This is a genomic window from Nocardioides sp. zg-1308 (assembly GCF_013155375.1).
GTDB lineage: Bacteria > Actinomycetota > Actinomycetes > Propionibacteriales > Nocardioidaceae > Nocardioides > Nocardioides renjunii.
Genome location: NZ_JABJQY010000001.1, coordinates 220,202 through 237,036, shown reverse-complemented (window position 1 = coordinate 237,036; position 16,835 = coordinate 220,202). Strand labels below are relative to the sequence as shown.

Annotated in this window: 13 protein-coding genes; 12 read left to right on the top strand and 1 reads right to left on the bottom strand. The window is 72.2% G+C overall.

The window, feature by feature from the left end; genetic code table 11:
* Positions 1-265: 265 nt before the first annotated feature.
* Positions 266-2,896 carry a valine--tRNA ligase gene (valS, locus tag HN031_RS01115; protein ID WP_172265119.1) on the bottom strand — a complete coding sequence of 877 codons (2,631 nt, stop codon included), beginning with the start codon at positions 2,894-2,896 and terminating at the stop codon, positions 266-268.
* 77 nt (positions 2,897-2,973) lie between these two features.
* On the opposite strand from valS, the gene HN031_RS01110 reads away from it, so the two are divergent.
* The 12 genes from HN031_RS01110 (at position 2,974) to HN031_RS22110 (ending at position 16,835) form a co-directional block, all read left to right on the top strand.
* Entirely contained in the window at positions 2,974-3,948 is a 975-nt protein-coding gene (locus tag HN031_RS01110; RefSeq protein WP_172265116.1) for a GNAT family N-acetyltransferase, read from the top strand.
* Entirely contained in the window at positions 3,941-5,302 is a 1,362-nt protein-coding gene (locus HN031_RS01105) for a folylpolyglutamate synthase/dihydrofolate synthase family protein (RefSeq protein ID WP_172265113.1), read from the top strand. The genes HN031_RS01110 and HN031_RS01105 overlap by 8 nt, the downstream gene beginning before the upstream one ends.
* Complete coding sequence (locus HN031_RS01100) at positions 5,299-5,739, top strand: DUF4233 domain-containing protein (protein WP_253942955.1); 441 nt, start codon at positions 5,299-5,301, stop codon at positions 5,737-5,739. The genes HN031_RS01105 and HN031_RS01100 overlap by 4 nt, the downstream gene beginning before the upstream one ends.
* 68 nt (positions 5,740-5,807) lie before the next feature.
* Positions 5,808-6,236: a nucleoside-diphosphate kinase gene (ndk, locus tag HN031_RS01095; protein WP_172265110.1), complete on the top strand. Its 429-nt coding sequence runs from the start codon at positions 5,808-5,810 to the stop codon at positions 6,234-6,236.
* Positions 6,237-6,775: 539 nt separating this feature from the next.
* Positions 6,776-7,804: a rod shape-determining protein gene (locus HN031_RS01090; protein ID WP_172265107.1), complete on the top strand. Its 1,029-nt coding sequence runs from the start codon at positions 6,776-6,778 to the stop codon at positions 7,802-7,804.
* On the top strand, positions 7,804-8,742 hold the full coding sequence (gene mreC / locus HN031_RS01085) for a rod shape-determining protein MreC (protein ID WP_172265104.1): 939 nt from the start codon (positions 7,804-7,806) through the stop codon (positions 8,740-8,742). Before HN031_RS01090 ends, mreC begins: the two co-directional genes overlap by 1 nt.
* Positions 8,739-9,257: a rod shape-determining protein MreD gene (mreD, locus tag HN031_RS01080; RefSeq protein ID WP_253942954.1), complete on the top strand. Its 519-nt coding sequence runs from the start codon at positions 8,739-8,741 to the stop codon at positions 9,255-9,257. Before mreC ends, mreD begins: the two co-directional genes overlap by 4 nt.
* Positions 9,254-11,365: a penicillin-binding protein 2 gene (gene mrdA / locus HN031_RS01075; RefSeq protein ID WP_172265101.1), complete on the top strand. Its 2,112-nt coding sequence runs from the start codon at positions 9,254-9,256 to the stop codon at positions 11,363-11,365. The genes mreD and mrdA overlap by 4 nt, the downstream gene beginning before the upstream one ends.
* 131 nt (positions 11,366-11,496) lie before the next feature.
* Positions 11,497-12,627, top strand: a complete 1,131-nt coding sequence (gene rodA / locus HN031_RS01070) for a rod shape-determining protein RodA (RefSeq protein ID WP_367650612.1) — start codon at positions 11,497-11,499, stop codon at positions 12,625-12,627.
* Between the two features lie 119 nt (positions 12,628-12,746).
* Positions 12,747-14,720, top strand: coding sequence for a TIGR03960 family B12-binding radical SAM protein (locus HN031_RS01065; RefSeq protein ID WP_172265098.1), 1,974 nt, complete (start codon positions 12,747-12,749; stop codon positions 14,718-14,720).
* 103 nt (positions 14,721-14,823) lie between these two features.
* Positions 14,824-15,192: a hypothetical protein gene (locus HN031_RS01060; RefSeq protein ID WP_172265095.1), complete on the top strand. Its 369-nt coding sequence runs from the start codon at positions 14,824-14,826 to the stop codon at positions 15,190-15,192.
* Positions 15,189-16,835 (top strand): glycosyltransferase, encoded by a 1,647-nt coding sequence (locus HN031_RS22110; protein ID WP_172265092.1) that lies wholly within the window; start codon positions 15,189-15,191, stop codon positions 16,833-16,835. Before HN031_RS01060 ends, HN031_RS22110 begins: the two co-directional genes overlap by 4 nt.

The window sequence follows — 16,835 nt, the reverse complement described above, 5'->3', positions numbered from 1 at the left end:
TGGCCGAGCCACCGCTCGCGCGCGCGTCGTACGACACACGCCGTGGTGGCGGTGAGTGACGCAGGTTTCCGGTCGTCAGAAGTTGCCTCACTCACCGCTCGCGCGCGCGCGTCGTACGCACACGCCGGGGTGGCGGTGAGTGACGCAAGGTCTCCGGGCCTCAAAAGCTGCCTCACTCACCGCCCAGGGCGAGCAGCGGTGGGTGAGACACGTTCCGGAGCCCCGGAACCTGCCTCACTCACCGCTGCCCAGGGCGAGCTCGAGGTCACTCCTCCGTCGGCGCGAGCTCCGCGCTGACCCGCAGCTCGGTCGCAGACTCGTCGGTGACGAACTCCAGGTCGCCGACGATGGTGCCGACGGCGCGCAGGTCGTCCTCGGCCTGCCGGGCTGCGTCGACCAGCGACGACGGGCCGGTGATCACCACGCGGGAGAGCGGGGCGCGCATCTTGGCCTTGGCCTGCGACTTCGCCCCGCGGATCCCGGTGAGGGCGCCCGCGACGGCGTCGAGCACCAGCGGCTGCGCGGCAGCGGCGGAGCCGAGGTCCGCAGCGGTCGGCCACGAGGCGTGGTGGATCGACCCTTCCTGCCACCACGACCAGACCTCCTCGGTGGCGTAGGGCAGGAACGGCGCGAGCAGCCGCAGCTGCGTGTGCAGCGCGATCGCGAGCGTGGCGCGGGCCGAGTCGGTGGCCGCACCGCCCTCGGTGCGGTAGGCGCGCTCCTTGACCAGCTCGAGGTAGTCGTCGCAGAACTCCCAGAAGAACTTCTCGGTGACCTCGAGCGCGGTCGTGTAGTCGTAGGCGTCGAAAGCCTCGGTGGCCCTGCGAACCACGATCTCGAGCCGCCCGAGCAGCGCGCAGTCCACCGGTGCGCTGACGGCGCTGGGGGTCAGGTGCGTGGCCCCGACGTTGCCGAGGACGAACTTCGAGGCGTTGAGGACCTTCATCGCCAGCCGGCGGCCGACCTTCATCTGCGACTCGTCGAAGGGCGAGTCGGAGCCGGGACGGCCGATGGCGGCGCGCCAGCGGACGGCGTCGGCGCCGTACTTGTCGAGGATGTCGGTCGGGACGACGACGTTGCCCTTGGACTTCGACATCTTCTTGCGGTCGGGGTCGACGATGAAGCCGGAGATCATGGCGTGCGACCACGGCGCGGCCTGGTGCTCGAAGTCGGCGCGGACGACGCGGGCGAACAGCCAGGTGCGGATGATGTCGTGGGCCTGGGTCGCGAGGTCGTAGGGGAAGACGCGCGAGAACAGGTCGTCGTCCACCGCCCACATGCCGGCGATCTGCGGCGTGAGGGACGAGGTGGCCCACGTGTCCATCACGTCGGGGTCGCCGACGAAGCCGCCGGGCCTCCCCCGCTGGTCCTCGGTGTAGCCGTGCGGCGCCTGCGTCGACGGGTCGACCGGCAGCTGGTCCTCGCTGGGCATCAGCGGGTGGTCGTGGTCGGGCTCACCGTCGGCGTCGAGGGGGTACCAGACCGGGAACGGGACGCCGAAGAACCGCTGGCGCGAGATGAGCCAGTCGCCGTTGAGGCCGCCGACCCAGTTGTCGTAGCGGTGCTTCATGTGGGCGGGGATCCAGGTGATCTCCTCGCCGCGGACCAGCATCTCCTTGCGCAGCGCCGCGTCCTTGCCGCCGTTCTTGATGTACCACTGGCGGGTGGCGACGATCTCGAGCGGCTTGTCGCCCTTCTCGTAGAAGTTCGCCATCCGCTGGGTCGGCGTCGGCTCGCCGTCGAGGTCGCCCGACTCGCGGAGCAGGCCGACCATCGCCTCGCGGGCGCTGAACGTCGTCTTGCCCGCCAGCTCGGCGTACGCCGTCGACGCGGCGTCGGCGGCCAGCCACTCGGGGGTCTCGCGGGTGAGCCGGCCGTCGCGGCCGACCACCGTGCGGACCGGGAGGCTGAGCTCGCGCCACCACATGACGTCGGTGAGGTCGCCGAAGGTGCAGCACATCGCGATGCCGGCGCCCTTGTCGGGTTCGGCCGCCGGGTGTGCCAGGACGGGGATCTCCACGCCGAAGACCGGCGACGTGACCGTGGTGCCGAACAGGCCCTGGTAGCGCTCGTCGTCGGGGTGGGCGACCAGCGCGACGACGCTCGGGATGAGCTCGGGGCGGGTCGTCTCGATGTGCAGCGGGGTGCCGTCGGGGCGGTGGAAGGCGATGCGGTGGTAGTGGCCGGGGTAGTCGCGCGCCTCGAGCTCGGCCTGGGCGACGGCCGTCTGGAAGGTGACGTCCCAGAGCGTGGGCGCCTCGGAGAGGTAGGCCTCGCCGCGGGCGAAGTTGCGCAGGAACGCCCGCTGGCTCACGGTGCGCGAGTGGTCGCCGATGGTGGTGTAGGTCGGGTCCCACTGGACCGACAGGCCGAGCTGGCGCCACAGGGCCTCGAAGGCCTTCTCGTCCTCGACGACCAGCTGCTCGCACAGCTCGATGAAGTTGGGTCGGCTGATCGGGACCTGCTTCTTGGGGTCCGGCTTCTCCGGCGGCGTGAAGTCGGCGTCGTAGGGCAGGGCGGGGTCGCACCGGACGCCGAAGTAGTTCTGGACCCGGCGCTCGGTCGGCAGGCCGTTGTCGTCCCAGCCGATCGGGTAGAACACGGCCTTGCCCTGCATGCGCTGGTAGCGCGCGATCAGGTCGGTGTGGCTGTAGGAGTAGACGTGACCCACGTGCAGCGACCCGCTGACGGTCGGCGGCGGCGTGTCGATGGAGTAGACGTTCTCGCGCGGCTGGGTGCGGTCGAAGGCGTACGTGTCGTTCTCGGCCCACGTGCGCGACCACTTCTCCTCCAGGCCCTCCAGGGCGGGACGCTCCGGTACGACGACGGCACGCGCGTCGGTGCTCGTCGTGTCCGGGCCGGCGTCCGGCGTCTGGGTGGCAGGAGTCTCAGTCATGCCGGAAGTCTATGGACGGGCCTCCTGCCTGCGAAAACGAGTATCGACCGGCCGTCGTCCGTCGCTAGCGTCGGCGCATGGAGCTGGAGTTCTTCGACACCCCGCAGCCCTTCCTCGAGGCGGCCGGCCACGTGCTCGCCGCGGACCCCGTGCTGGGCAGCGTGATCGCCAGCGTGAGCGAGCGGACGTCGCGCGAGCTGGCCGACGGCCGCGACGAGTGGCTCGAGGTCGACGCCCCCTTCGCGCGATGGTGGGCGGTCGTGCGCGACGGATCCGGCGAGGTCGTGAGCGCGGCGATGCGGACGGCGCCGTTCAAGCCCTACCCGACGTTCTCCCTGCCGATGCCGGACGACGCCGCGCGCGCCCTCGCCGTCGCGCTGCACGGGCGTGGTGAGCTTCTCGGCGGCGCCAACGGGGCCCTGCCCGGGGCCGAGGTGCTGGCTCGCACGACCGCCGAGCTCACGGGCGGCGAGGTGGTCGTCGCCAAGGCCACCCGGCTGTGGGAGGCCACCACTGTGCACGTCCCTCCGCCACCCGAGGGTCGGCTGCGCCTCGCCACGGAGGACGACGCCGACCTGGTGCTCGCGTGGTTCGAGGCGTTCCACGTCGAGGCCGACGAGCAGGCGGGTCGCGAGCCCGACCCCACGTCGGGCGAGCACAACACGCTCGACAGCGTCCTCGTGCGGATCCGCGAGGGGGTCGAGTGGCTGTGGGAGCTGCCGGACGGCACCGTCGCCCACCTGACCGGGGCCGGACTGCCCTCCTTCGGCGTCGCGCGCGTCGGCCCGGTCTACACCCCCCGCGAGCACCGGGGGCGCGGCATCGCGTCGTACGTCGTCGGCGAGCTGACCCGCCGCGGGCTCGAGGCCGGCCACCGGATGTGCCTGTTCACCGACCGGGCCAACCCGACGTCCAACAAGATCTACGCCGCCCTGGGCTACGAGCCGGCCGTCGAGATGGCGGAGCACCTCGTCCGTCCGGGCGGTGCGCCCCGGCCTCCGCGGGTCGTGCGCGGCGAGCACGTGTCCCTAGACTCGAGGAGCCATGACTGACGCTCCCGACACGCCCCGGCTCGCCCAGACCTTCGACGAGGTCGAGGACGCCCTCCTGTCCCGCTGGCCCGAGAGCAAGCTCGAGCCGAGCCTGGACCGGATCGAGGCGTTCATCGAGCTGCTCGGGGAGCCGCAGCGCTCGTTCCGCGCCGTCCACCTGACGGGCACCAACGGCAAGACCAGCACGAGCCGGATGGTGGAGACGCTGCTGCGCGCCCTGGACCTGCGCACGGGACGGTTCACCTCCCCGCACCTGGAGCGGATGAGCGAGCGGATCACGATCGACGGCGAGCCGCTCGACGACGAGGCCTTCGTCCGCGCGTTCAACGACGTGGCCCCCTACACCCACCTCGTCGACGCCGAGCAGGACCACCCCCTCAGCTTCTTCGAGACCGTCGTCGGCATGGCCTACTCCGCCTTCGCCGACGCCCCGGTCGACGTCGCGGTGATCGAGGTCGGCATGGGCGGCAGCTGGGACGCGACCAACGTCGTCGACGCCGACGTCGCCGTCGTGCTGCCGATCGCGGTCGACCACGCCAAGTACCTCGGCGATGACCCGGCCACGATCGCGGTCGAGAAGGCCGGGATCATCAAGCCGGGCTCCGTGGCCGTGCTGGCCGAGCAGACCCCCGAGGTGGCCGCCGTGCTGCTGGCGCGGGCCACCGAGGTCGGCGCCACGGTCGCGCGCGAGGGCATCGAGTTCGGTGTCGCCGCTCGCACCCCGGCGGTCGGCGGCCAGGTGGTCTCGCTGCAGGGGCTGCGGGCGCGCTACGACGAGGTGTTCCTTCCCCTCTACGGCGCCCACCAGGCGCAGAACGCCGCGGTCGCCCTGGCGGCCGTCGAGGCCTTCGCGGGCACGGGCGTCCTCGACGACGACCTGGTCCGGGCGGCGTTCGCCGAGGTCACCTCGCCCGGCCGGCTGGAGATCATCCGGCGCAGCCCCACCATCGTGCTGGACGCCGCGCACAACCCCCACGGCGCCGAGGCGGTCGGAGAGGCGCTCGAGGACTCGTTCTCGTTCAGCCCGCTCGTCGGCGTGATGGGCGTGATGGAGGACAAGGACGCCGAGGGCCTCCTGACCGCCTTCGAGCCGCACCTCACGCACGTGGTGTGCACGCAGAACTCCACCCCGCGCTCGATGTCGGCGGCCGCCCTCGGCCGCGTCGCGAGCGAGGTCTTCGGCGAGGACCGGGTCAGCGTGGTCCCCGACCTGGCAGAGGCCATCGACCGCGCGGCCACGCTGGCCGAGGCGCACGAGGCGATCGACGTCTCCATCGGCGCCGGCGCGGTGCTGGTCACCGGCTCCGTCGTCACGGTGGGCGAGGCGCGCTCGCTGCTCAAGGGCCGCCGATGAGCACGTCGGCGCCGGACCCCGCGGGCGAGCCCGACGAGCCGGGCCAGGACCCGGCCCCGCCCCCGGCCGCCGCGGCCGAGCGCTCGCCGCGTCGGGGCATGTGCGCCGCGGTGCTGAGCCTCGAGGCCATCACGCTGGGCCTCACCACCCCGGTCATGATCACGATCGCCGACGTCCCGACCGGCACCGCCGTCAGCATCGGCCTCGGCCTCGCCGTGGTCTGCCTGCTCCTCGCCGGCATGCTGCGCGCGGAGTGGGCCTACGGCGCCGGGTACGCCGTCCAGGTCGCGGCCGTGGGCCTCGGGTTCGTCGTGCCGGCGATGTTCGTGCTCGGTGCCGTGTTCGCCGCGCTGTGGGCGACGGCCGACCTGCTGGGCCGCAAGATCGAGCGCGAGCGGGCCGCCGCGTGGGCGGCGTACCGCGCCGAGCAGGGCTGAGCACCACCCACCGGCACCGGGGCAGGACTGGGCGACGGCCCACCGCGCGTGCTGGCTAGGCTGCTCGCATGACCGACGTCCAGCGCTCCCTCGTCCTCGTCAAGCCCGACGGCGTGCGCCGCGGCCTCTCGGGCGAGATCCTCCGCCGGATCGAGGCCAAGGGCTACACGCTCGCGGCCGTCGAGCTGCGGCAGGCGACCCCCGAGATCCTCGCCGCCCACTACGCCGAGCACGAGGGCAAGCCGTTCTACGAGCCGCTCGTGGAGTTCATGCTGTCCGGCCCGGTGCTCGCCGTCGTGATCGAGGGCCAGCGCTGCATCGAGGGGTTCCGCTCGCTCGCCGGCGCCACCGACCCGACGGTCGCCGCCCCGGGCACCATCCGCGGCGACCTCGGTCGCGACTGGGGCCTCGCGGTCCAGCAGAACCTCGTGCACGGCTCGGACTCCGAGGAGTCGTCCGCCCGCGAGATCGGGATCTGGTTCTCCGACCTGGGCTGAGCCCCGCTGCCGCGGCCCCGTGGTGGCGGCAGATCGCGCCTGCGAGCCCCCGACCGTTGTGATGTGCCGCCACCACGGCCGGTGAAACTCTGGAGGTGGCGGCAGATCGCGCCTGCGAGCCCCCGACCGTTGTGATGTGCCGCCACCACGACGGGTCAACCCCCGTGGGTGGCGGCAGATCGCGCCTCCAGCCCCCGATGACGGTGATGTGCCGCCACCCCGGCCGGTGAGACTCTGGAGGTGGCGGCAGACCGCGCCTGCGAGCCCCCGATGACGGTGATGTGCCGCCACCACGACGGGGAAACTCTGGGGGTGGCGGCAGGTCGCGCCTCCGAGGGCCCGACGACGGTGATGTGCCGCCACCACGGTCGGTTGGCCCGTGGGATGTGCCGCCACCCGAGCCGGCTGCAGTCGGTCAGCGCTCGCCGCGCGTGTCCTGCCGGGAACCGGCAAGTCGCTTACCTACCCTGAGACACGGGTCGGCTGCGGTTGTCGTCCCCTCTTCCCGGCACGACCCGACCTGCAAGGGCACCAGAGGCATGGCACACAGCTTGATCGGCCGAGACATGGCCGTCGACCTCGGCACCGCCAACACGCTCGTCTACGTCCGCGGCAAGGGCGTCGTCCTCGACGAGCCGTCCGTGGTCGCCATGAACACCACGACCGGCGAGGTGCTGGCCGTCGGCCACGAGGCCAAGCGGATGATCGGGCGCACCCCCGACAACATCGCCGCCATCCGCCCGCTGAAGGACGGCGTGATCGCCGACTTCGAGGCGACCGAGCAGATGCTGCGCTACTTCATCCACCAGGTGCACCGCCGTCGCTACTTCGCCAAGCCCCGCATGGTCATCTGCGTGCCGAGCGGGATCACCGCCGTCGAGCAGCGGGCGGTCAAGGAGGCCGGCTACCAGGCCGGTGCTCGCCGGGTCTACATCGTCGAGGAGCCGATGGCCGCCGCGATCGGCGCCGGCCTGCCCGTCCACGAGGCCACCGGCAACATGGTGGTCGACGTCGGCGGCGGCACGACCGAGGTGGCCGTCATCAGCCTCGGCGGCATCGTGACCAGCCTGTCGGTGCGCACCGCGGGCGACGACCTCGACCAGGCGATCATCGCGTGGATGAAGAAGGAGTACTCCCTGATGCTGGGGGAGCGCACCGCCGAGGAAATGAAGATGACCCTCGGCTCGGCCTTCCCGCTCCCCACCGAGCCCGACGCCGAGATCCGCGGTCGCGACATGGTGTCCGGCCTCCCGCGCACCGTCGTGGTGTCCAGCTCGGAGCTGCGGCAGGCGCTCGAGGAGCCGCTGCACAACATCATCGACGCGGTCCGCACCACCCTTGACCAGACGCCGCCCGAGCTGGCCGGCGACATCATGGACCGCGGCATCGTGCTCACCGGGGGCGGCGCCATGCTGCGCGGCCTCGACGAGCGGCTGCGCCACGAGACCGGCATGCCCGTGCACGTCGCCGAGGACCCGCTGTCGTCGGTCGCCTACGGCGCCGGCAAGTGCGTGGAGGAGTTCGAGGCGCTCCAGCAGGTCCTCGTCTCGGACCCGAGGCGCTTCTGATGGGTGCGTTCGGGGGACACGACGGCCGCGAGCGGCGCTGGACCGGCCTCGACCGGCTGGAGTCGCGCAACCGCCCGCCGCGCTCGCTGCTCGTGGCGCTCGTGCTGGCGAGCATCACGCTGATCACGCTCGACGTGTCCGGCGACGGCGGCTCGCCGCTCGAGCCCGCGCGCCGGGTGGTGGGCGAGGCGTTCGGGCCGGCCGAGTCGGCCGCGGCCGCCGCCGTACGCCCCTTCACCGCGGTGCCCGACTGGTTCCGCAGCAAGGACGACCTCGCCGACCGGGTCCGCGACCTCGAGGCCCGCAACGCCGAGCTGCGGGGCAAGGTCGAGCTCGCCGGCTTCGACCGCAACCGCCTCGAGCAGTACGACGGCCTCACCGCCGCCGCGGCCGACCTGGGCTCGGCCCTGGTCCCGGCCCGCGTGGTGGCGGTCGGGTCGCGCCAGTCGCAGAGCTTCACCGTCACCATCGACGCCGGCTCCGAGGCCGGCATCGGCCCGGACATGACGGTGGTCAACAACGACGGCCTGGTCGGGCGGGTGCTGCGGGTGACCCGCGGCACGGCCACCGTCCTGCTGGTCATCGACCCCGACTCCACCGTGGGCGGCCGGGTCGGCTCGAGCATGGAGATCGGCTTCGTGACGGGCAGCGGCTCGCTCGACCACGAGTCGGGGCTCGACCTGCGCCTCGTCGACGACGCCTCGGTCCCGGCCCGCGACGACACCGTCGTCACGTGGGGGAGCACCACCGGTCCCTACGCCCCCGGCGTGCCGATCGGCACGATCACCGAGGTCTACAGCTCGCTCCGCGAGGCGTCGCAGCGGGCGGTGGTCAAGCCGTTCGTGGACTTCTCCTCCCTCGACGTCGTCGGCGTGATGGTGCCGAGCGGCTCCGACACCGACCGGGCGATCGTCGAGGCCGACGGGAGCCTGCGATGAGCCTGGGCTCTCTCCGCTGGGTCGCCGCGCTCGGCGCCGTCCTGGTCGCGCTCGTCGTGCAGGTCTCGCTGTTCCCGCACGTCGCCTGGCACGGCATCGTGCCCAACCTGTGCCTCCTCGTGGTGGTCGCCGCCGCGCTGACCGTCGAGGCCCCCTTCGCCCTCGTGCTCGGCTTCACCGCGGGCCTCGTCCTCGACCTCGCGCCGCCGGCCGACCACGTCGCCGGTCGCTGGGCCCTGGCCCTCACGGTCGCGGCCTTCCTCGCCGCCCGGGTCCGCCAGGACGTCAAGCCGACCGCGCTCGCGGTGGTGGGCACGGTGGCGGCCGCCTCCTTCGCGGCCACCTCCCTCTTCGCGCTGAGCGGCGTGCTGCTGTCCGACCCGGCTATGTCGGTGACGGGGCTGCTCGAGGTGGTGCTCATCGCGGTGGTCTGGGACGTGCTGCTCACGCCGTTCGTGCTGCCGCCACTGATGAAGCTGTTCGCCCGGCTCCACCCCCAGTGGGCGGCCTCGTGAGCACGACCGCCAGGAGCCGGCTCCGGCTGGTCGTCGTGCAGGCGCTGGTGTTCTCCCTCTTCGCGACGCTGTTCGTCCGGCTCTACTACCTGCAGGTCATCGGCGGGGAGTCCTACCAGGCGCAGGCCGCCGACCAGTCGGTGCGCGACATCGTGGTCCAGCCGCAGCGGGGCCTCATCGTCGACGACCAGGGCCGTCCGCTCGTGGCCAACCGCACCTCGTGGGTCATCTCGGTCGACCGCACCCTGCTCGGCAAGCTCGAGGAGCGCCAGCGCACCGAGCTGGTCCGCCGGGTGTCCGTCGTCGTCGACGCCGAGCCCGAGGACGTCGAGGCCCGGCTGGTCACCTGCGGCGACCCCGGCAGCGTCCGCGACGTGTGCTGGAACGGCTCGCCCTACCAGCCGGTCCCGGTCGCCACCGACGTCCCCAAGTCCGTCGCGCTGCGGGTGCTCGAGCAGCCCGAGGACTATCCCGGCGTGCTCGCCGAGCAGCAGAGCGTCCGCTCCTACCCGCGTCCCTTCGGCATCAACCTCGCCCACGTGCTCGGCTACCTCAGCCCCGTCACCGAGGACGAGTTCGACCTCGCCGCCGAGCGCGACGACCGCTCGCTCAACGGCGCCTCGGTGGTCGGCCGCGCCGGCGTCGAGAAGCAGTACGACGAGTGGCTGCGCGGGCTGCCCGGCTACCGCCGCGTCGCCGTCGACTCGATGGGTCGCGTGCTGGGCGACGACTCCGTCGTCGAGAGCACCCCCGGCGACACCCTCGTGACCTCGATCGACGCCAAGGTCCAGTCGGTGGTCGAGAGGCAGCTCGCCGAGCGCATCAAGGTGCAGCGCGCCACCGTCGACCCGGTCACCGGACGCCGCTACGAGGCCGACTCCGGCGCCGCGGTCGTCCTCGACGCCCGCACCGGCCGGGTCGTCGCGATGGCCAGCCAGCCGACGTACGACCCCGACGTGTGGACCGGCGGCATCAGCGAGTCCGAGCTCGCCCGGCTCTACTCGGAGGAGGCCGGCACGCCCCTGCTGTCGCGCGCCACCCAGGGCCAGTTCGCGCCCGGCTCGACGTGGAAGCCGTTCATGACCGCCGGCGCGCTGACCAACGGCTACTCCACGGACACCGCGCTGGCGTGCTCGTCCGGCTTCCAGGTCGGCAACCGGGTGTTCAAGAACTACGAGTCCGGGGCCTACGGCTCGATCGGCTTCGCGAAGGCGCTCGAGGTCTCCTGCAACACGTTCTTCTACCGCATCGGCTACGACTTCTGGCAGCGCTTCGGCAGCGACCCGGCCGACCTCGACGCCGAGGACCCGCTGGTGCAGGAGGCGAAGGACTTCGGCTTCGGCTCGCGCACCGGCATCGACCTGCCGGGCGAGGCGCCGGGCCGCATCGCCGACCGCCGGTGGAAGCAGGCCTACTACGAGTCGCAGAAGGACTACTACTGCGGCATCGCCGACAAGCCGCAGACCGACGGCACGAGCGACTTCGTCTACCGCTTCTCCCGCGAGTTCTGCCTCGAGGGCAACCTCTACCGTGCCGGCGACGCCGTCAACTTCTCCATCGGCCAGGGCGACACGATCGTCACCCCGCTCCAGCTGGCCCGTGCCTACGGCGCGCTCGCCAACGGCGGCACGCTGTGGGCCCCCACCGTCGCCAAGGCGCTGGTCAGCCCGGACGGCACGGTCCTGCGTCGCATCGCCCCCCGCAAGGTGGCCGAGGTCGACGTCCCGCAGAAGTACCTCGACTACATCGACGGCGCGCTGCAGAACGTCAGCAGGGTCGGCACGATGGCGTGGAAGCTCGGCGGCTTCCCCCTCGACGACGTCACCGTCCGCGCCAAGACCGGATCGGCCGAGGTCTACGGCAAGCAGTCCACCGGCTGGGTCGCCTCCTACACCAAGGACTACGTCGTGGTGATGATGATCAGCCAGGGCGGCACCGGCTCCGGCTCCACCGGTGACGGCATCCGCGCCATCTGGGAGGCCCTCTACGGCATCGAGGGCGAGACCGTACGCCCCGCGCGGGCGGCGATCCCCGGCACCGTGTCGCCGGCCAGGCTGCCGCAGTTCCTCGACGACGGGTCGATCATGCCGCCGGCCGTGGGGGAGTGAGCGCGATGTCCGTCATGTCCCCGCGCACCACCTCGCGCCCTGCTTCGCGACCTGCCTCCCGGCCTTCCTCGCGACCTGCGTCCCGCCCCGGCCAGGCGGGCGGGACCCTCCGCGTCCCCGGCCTCGACTGGGTGCTGCTGCTCGCCACGCTGGCGCTCGTCGTGATGGGCACCCTGCTGATCTGGTCGGCCACCGCGACGCGCGCCGAGCTCACCGGGGGTGACCCGGACGCCTACCTCCGCAAGCAGCTGGTCAACGTCGCGATCGGCCTGGTGCTGATGGTCGCCGTGGTCGCCACCGACCACCGGTGGGTGCGGATCCTGGCCCCGCTGGCCTACCTGGCCAGCGTCGGCGGGCTGGTGATGGTGCTCGTGGCCGGCAGCACGGTCAACGGGTCCCGCTCGTGGATCCAGCTCGGCAGCATGTCGATCCAGCCCTCGGAGCTCGCCAAGCTGGCCGTCGTCATCGGCATGGCGCTGGTGGTCGCCGAACGCACCGAGCGCCGCTGGGGCCGGGGCGTGGGCAGCCTCGAGGTGGTCGCGATGCTCGCCATCGCCGGCGTGCCCGCGGTCCTCATCCTGCTCCAGCCCGACCTCGGCACCATGCTCGTGCTGTCCGCCACCGTCTTCGGCGTCCTCGCCATCGCGGGCGCCGGGCGCCGCTGGCTCGTCGGGCTCACCCTGAGTGCCGTCGTCGGGGCGGTCGGCGCGGTGTCCGCCGGCGTGCTCAAGCCCTACCAGGTCGACCGGTTCCTGGCCTTCACCAACCCCGGCCTCGACCCCCGCGGGGCGGGCTACAACGTCGAGCAGGCGCGCATCGCCGTCGGCAACGGTGGCCTGCTCGGCCAGGGGCTGTTCGACGGCTCCCAGACCCGCTCAGGCTTCGTCCCCGAGCAGCACACCGACTTCATCTTCACCGTCGCCGGGGAGGAGCTCGGCCTGCTGGGCTCCGGCCTGATGATCCTCCTGCTGGCCGTCGTGATCTGGCGGGCGCTGACCATCTCGGCACGCGCGGGCGACCTGTTCGGGCGGGTCGCCGCCGCCGGCATCGCCTGCTGGTGGGGCTTCCAGGCCTTCCAGAACATCGGCATGTGCCTGGGCATCATGCCCGTGACCGGCGTCCCCCTGCCGTTCGTCTCCTACGGCGGCAGCTCGCTCTTCGCCGGCATGCTGGCCCTCGGCCTGCTGCAGAACATCCACCTCAGGTCGGCGGGTGCCGTGCCGTCCCGGCTGCTCGCCACGGCGCGTCCCGCTGCCCGCTGACTAGGTGGCAGCCGCGGCGGGGACGTAACCTTGATGGTCGGCCACCCCTCGCGTGGCCCCTCCGGCTGTCGCTGTCCCACCCGTCGTCCGTCCCCGTCCCGCATCGAGGTGTTCCCCACATGTCCGTCGCGTCGGTCTTCCCGCGCCTGGAGGCGAAGCTGCCGTCCGTGCAGAAGCCCATCCAGTACGTCGGCGGCGAGCTCAACTCCGTCGTCAAGGACTGGGACTGCGCCGCGAGCTCGGCGACGGGCGGACCCACGGTCCGCTGGGCGCTGATGTATCCCGACGCCTACGAGGTCGGCCTGCCCAACCAGGGCGTGCAGATCCTCTACGAGGTGCTCAACGAGCGCGACTGGATCCTCGCCGAGCGCACCTACTCGGTGTGGCCCGACATGGAGCAGGTCATGCGCACCGGCGACGAGCACGGCCCGATCCCGCAGTTCACCGTCGACGGCCACCGTCCCGTCGGTGCCTTCGACCTCTTCGGCCTGAGCTTCTCCACCGAGCTCGGCTACACCAACATGCTCAACGCGCTCGACCTCGCCGGCATCCCGCTGCACGCGGCCGACCGCGGCGAGGACGACCCCGTCGTCATCGCCGGCGGTCACGCGGCGTTCAACCCCGAGCCGATCGCCGACTTCGTCGACGCCGCGGTGCTGGGCGACGGCGAGGAGGTCGTGCTCGCGATCTCCGAGGTGGTGCGCGAGTGGAAGGCCGAGGACCGGCCGGGCGGCCGCGAGGAGCTGCTGCGACGTCTCGCCGTCACCGGCAACATCTACGTCCCGCGCTTCTACGACGTCGCCTACGCCCAGGACGGCTCCATCGAGGCCGTGGTGCCCAACCGTCCCGGGATCCCGTTCCGGGTGCGCAAGCACACGCTCATGGACCTCGACCAGTGGCCCTACCCCGCCAACCCGCTCGTGCCGCTGGCCGAGACGGTGCACGAGCGGTTCTCGGTGGAGATCTTCCGCGGCTGCACCCGCGGCTGCCGGTTCTGCCAGGCGGGCATGATCACCCGGCCGGTGCGCGAGCGGTCCATCAAGACCATCGGCGACATGGTCGAGAACGGCATCCGCAAGTCGGGCTTCGAGGAGGTCGGCCTCCTGTCGCTCTCCAGCGCCGACCACACCGAGATCGGTGAGGTCGCCAAGGGTCTCGCCGACCGCTACGAGGGCTCCAACGTCTCGCTGTCGCTGCCCAGCACCCGCGTCGACGCCTTCAACATCACCCTCGCCAACGAGTTCTCCCGCAACGGCCGCCGCTCGGGCCTGACGTTCGCCCCCGAGGGCGGCTCGGAGCGGATGCGCAAGGTGATCAACAAGATGGTCACCGAGGAGGACCTGATCCGCACCGTCGCGGCGGCGTACTCCCACGGCTGGCGGCAGGTGAAGCTCTACTTCATGGTCGGCCTCCCCACCGAGACCGACGAGGACGTCCTGCAGGTCGCCGAGCTCGCCAAGCGGGTCATCGCCAAGGGCCGCGAGGTCTCGGGCCGCAACGACATCCGCTGCACCGTCTCCATCGGCGGCTTCGTGCCCAAGCCGCACACGCCGTTCCAGTGGGCCGCGCAGCTCGACCACGTGACGACAGACGAGCGGCTCAAGAAGCTGCGCGACACCGTCCGGGACGACAAGAAGTACGGGCGGGCCATCGGGTTCCGCTACCACGACGGCAAGCCCGGCATCGTCGAGGGCCTGCTCTCGCGCGGCGACCGCCGCGTGGGTCGGGTCATCGAGGAGGTGTGGCGCGACGGCGGCCGGTTCGACGGCTGGAGCGAGCACTTCTCCTACGACCGCTGGATGCTGGCCGCCGAGCGCGCGCTCGCCGGCACCGGCGTCGACGTCGACTGGTACACCACCCGCGAGCGCGACTACGACGAGGTGCTGCCCTGGGAGCACCTCGACTCCGGCCTCGACAAGGACTGGCTGTGGGGTGACTGGGAGGACGCGCTCGCGGCTGCCGAGGGCGCCGACATCGAGATCGAGGACTGCCGCTGGACCCCGTGCTACGACTGCGGCGTGTGCCCGGAGATGGGCACCGAGATCCAGGTCGGCCCGACGGGCCAGACGCTCCTGCCGCTGTCGGTCGTCTGACGACCCGGTCACCGCGTCGCAAGCCCCGTCGCGCCCCGTCGGGAGCCGCCGGGCGTGGGATAGCCTGACGCGCGCAACAGCGGGAGCGAGCGGAGGAGACAGCGTGACCCAGGACGCGACGACGTCGGAGGGACAGGACCGGGGCGACCGGCAGGAGCTCGAGCGGCTCCGCGCTGAAGTGGCCGAGGCCCGGCACCACCTGCTGACCGTCCAGGACCACGTCGTGGGCATCGAGGCCGAGAACGGTCGCCTCCACCGCGACCTCACCCGCGTCACGATGGAGCTGCGCCAGGCACGCCGGCGCACCAAGCGGCTCACCGAGCAGCGCGACGAGCTGCGGCGTCGTCTCGACGACCTCCGTCCCCGCCTGGACCGCAACCGCGCTCGGGTCGCCGAGCTCGAGGGCGCCGGGTCGGCGCGTCCGTCGGTCGCCCGGCGGGCCGCTCGTCGGGTGCGGAGCGCCCTGAGGTGAGCCCCCGGCGCAGCGCGACCCCGCGCTTCTCCATCGTCACACCCGTCTACGACCCGCCCGTCGACGTGCTCAAGGAGTGCATCGAGTCGGTGATCGCCCAGGACTTCGAGGACTGGGAGCTGATCATGGTCGACGACTTCTCGTCGAACGCCGCGGTGCCGATCGTCATCGCCCAGTACGCCCAGCGCGACCCGCGCATCACGCTGGTCGAGCGCGACGTCAACGGCCACATCGTGGCGGCCTCCAACGACGGCGTGGCCGCCGCGGCCGGCGAGTTCATCGCCCTGCTCGACCACGACGACCTGCTGGTGCCGCACGCCCTCACGCAGGTGGTCAACGCGATCGACCGCCACGACGACGTGGACTACCTCTACACCGACGAGGACAAGGTCGGTGCCGACGGCACGACGTACGGCGCGTTCCACAAGCCCGACTGGTCCCCGGAGCGGCTGCGCGGCCAGATGTACACCTCCCACCTCTCCGTCCTCCGCACCAGCCTGGTCCGCGAGGTCGGCGGCTTCCGGGAGGGCTTCGAGGGCTCGCAGGACCACGACCTCGTGCTGCGCGTGACCGAGCGGGCCCGGCGGGTCGTCCACGTGCCGGAGGTGCTCTACCACTGGCGGGCGGTCGAGGGATCCACCGCCGTCGACATCGAGGCCAAGCCCTACGCTGAGACCGCCGGCATCCGCGCGGTGCAGGAGCATCTCGACCGCCTCGGCATCGACGCGGTCGCCGGCCCCGGCGCCGAGCCGGGACGCTACGTCGTCGACCGCCGGCTGTCGCCGGACGTGCGGGTCTCGGTCGTCATCCCCACGGCCGGCCAGTCCTCGATCGTGCGGGGGGTGCGCCGGGTGCTCGTGGTCGACGCCGTGCGCTCGCTCCTCGAGCACACCGAGCACGCGGACGTCGAGGTCGTGGTGGTCCACGACTCCCACACGCCTCCGGGCGTGCTCGACGAGCTCCGCGCCGTCGCCGGTGACCGGCTCGTCGACGTGCCCTTCGACCGGCCGTTCAACTTCAGCGAGAAGATCAACGTGGGGGTCTGCCACGCCAGCGGCGAGCGCCTGGTCTTCCTCAACGACGACGTCGAGGTGATCTCGCCGCGGTGGCTCGAGCAGCTGGTCGCCCCGCTCGACGAGGAGGACGTGGGGCTCACCGGCGCCAAGCTCTACTTCAGCGACCAGACCGTGCAGCACGCCGGCCACGCCTACTACAACGCGGGCTACCACCACCCGTTCAAGTTCTGGACCCGCGACGAGGTCGGGCCGTTCGGCGAGCTCGTGGTCAACCGCGAGGTCACCGGCGTGACGGCCGCCTGTGCCGCGATGCGCCGTGACGTGTTCTTCGAGGTCGGCGGGTTCTCCGAGGCGCTGCCGGGCAACTTCAACGACGTGGACCTCTGCTACAAGGTCGCCGCGAGCGGGCGGCGTACGGTCTTCGTCGCCACCTGCGAGCTCTACCACTACGAGTCGCGCACGCGGGAGTCCCGCGTGCACGAGTGGGAGCGGCTGGCCGTCGTGTCCCGCTGGGGGGTGCCCGACGAGGACGCGTTCACGCCCCGCGCCGTGGCGATGCCCAACCTCAGGCGCGTCCAGCAGCTGCCCGACGACCTCTTCGAGCGGTCCGGCACGAGCTCCGGCTAG

What these genes read in the sequence shown, in the direction of transcription:
- valS (WP_172265119.1), bottom strand. Translation starts at nt 2,896, where the DNA reads ATGACTGAGACTCCTGCCACCCAGACGCCGGACGCCGGCCCGGACACG.
- HN031_RS01110 (WP_172265116.1), top strand. Translation starts at nt 2,974, where the DNA reads ATGGAGCTGGAGTTCTTCGACACCCCGCAGCCCTTCCTCGAGGCGGCC.
- HN031_RS01105 (WP_172265113.1), top strand. Translation starts at nt 3,941, where the DNA reads ATGACTGACGCTCCCGACACGCCCCGGCTCGCCCAGACCTTCGACGAG.
- HN031_RS01100 (WP_253942955.1), top strand. Translation starts at nt 5,299, where the DNA reads ATGAGCACGTCGGCGCCGGACCCCGCGGGCGAGCCCGACGAGCCGGGC.
- ndk (WP_172265110.1), top strand. Translation starts at nt 5,808, where the DNA reads ATGACCGACGTCCAGCGCTCCCTCGTCCTCGTCAAGCCCGACGGCGTG.
- HN031_RS01090 (WP_172265107.1), top strand. Translation starts at nt 6,776, where the DNA reads ATGGCACACAGCTTGATCGGCCGAGACATGGCCGTCGACCTCGGCACC.
- mreC (WP_172265104.1), top strand. Translation starts at nt 7,804, where the DNA reads ATGGGTGCGTTCGGGGGACACGACGGCCGCGAGCGGCGCTGGACCGGC.
- mreD (WP_253942954.1), top strand. Translation starts at nt 8,739, where the DNA reads ATGAGCCTGGGCTCTCTCCGCTGGGTCGCCGCGCTCGGCGCCGTCCTG.
- HN031_RS01065 (WP_172265098.1), top strand. Translation starts at nt 12,747, where the DNA reads ATGTCCGTCGCGTCGGTCTTCCCGCGCCTGGAGGCGAAGCTGCCGTCC.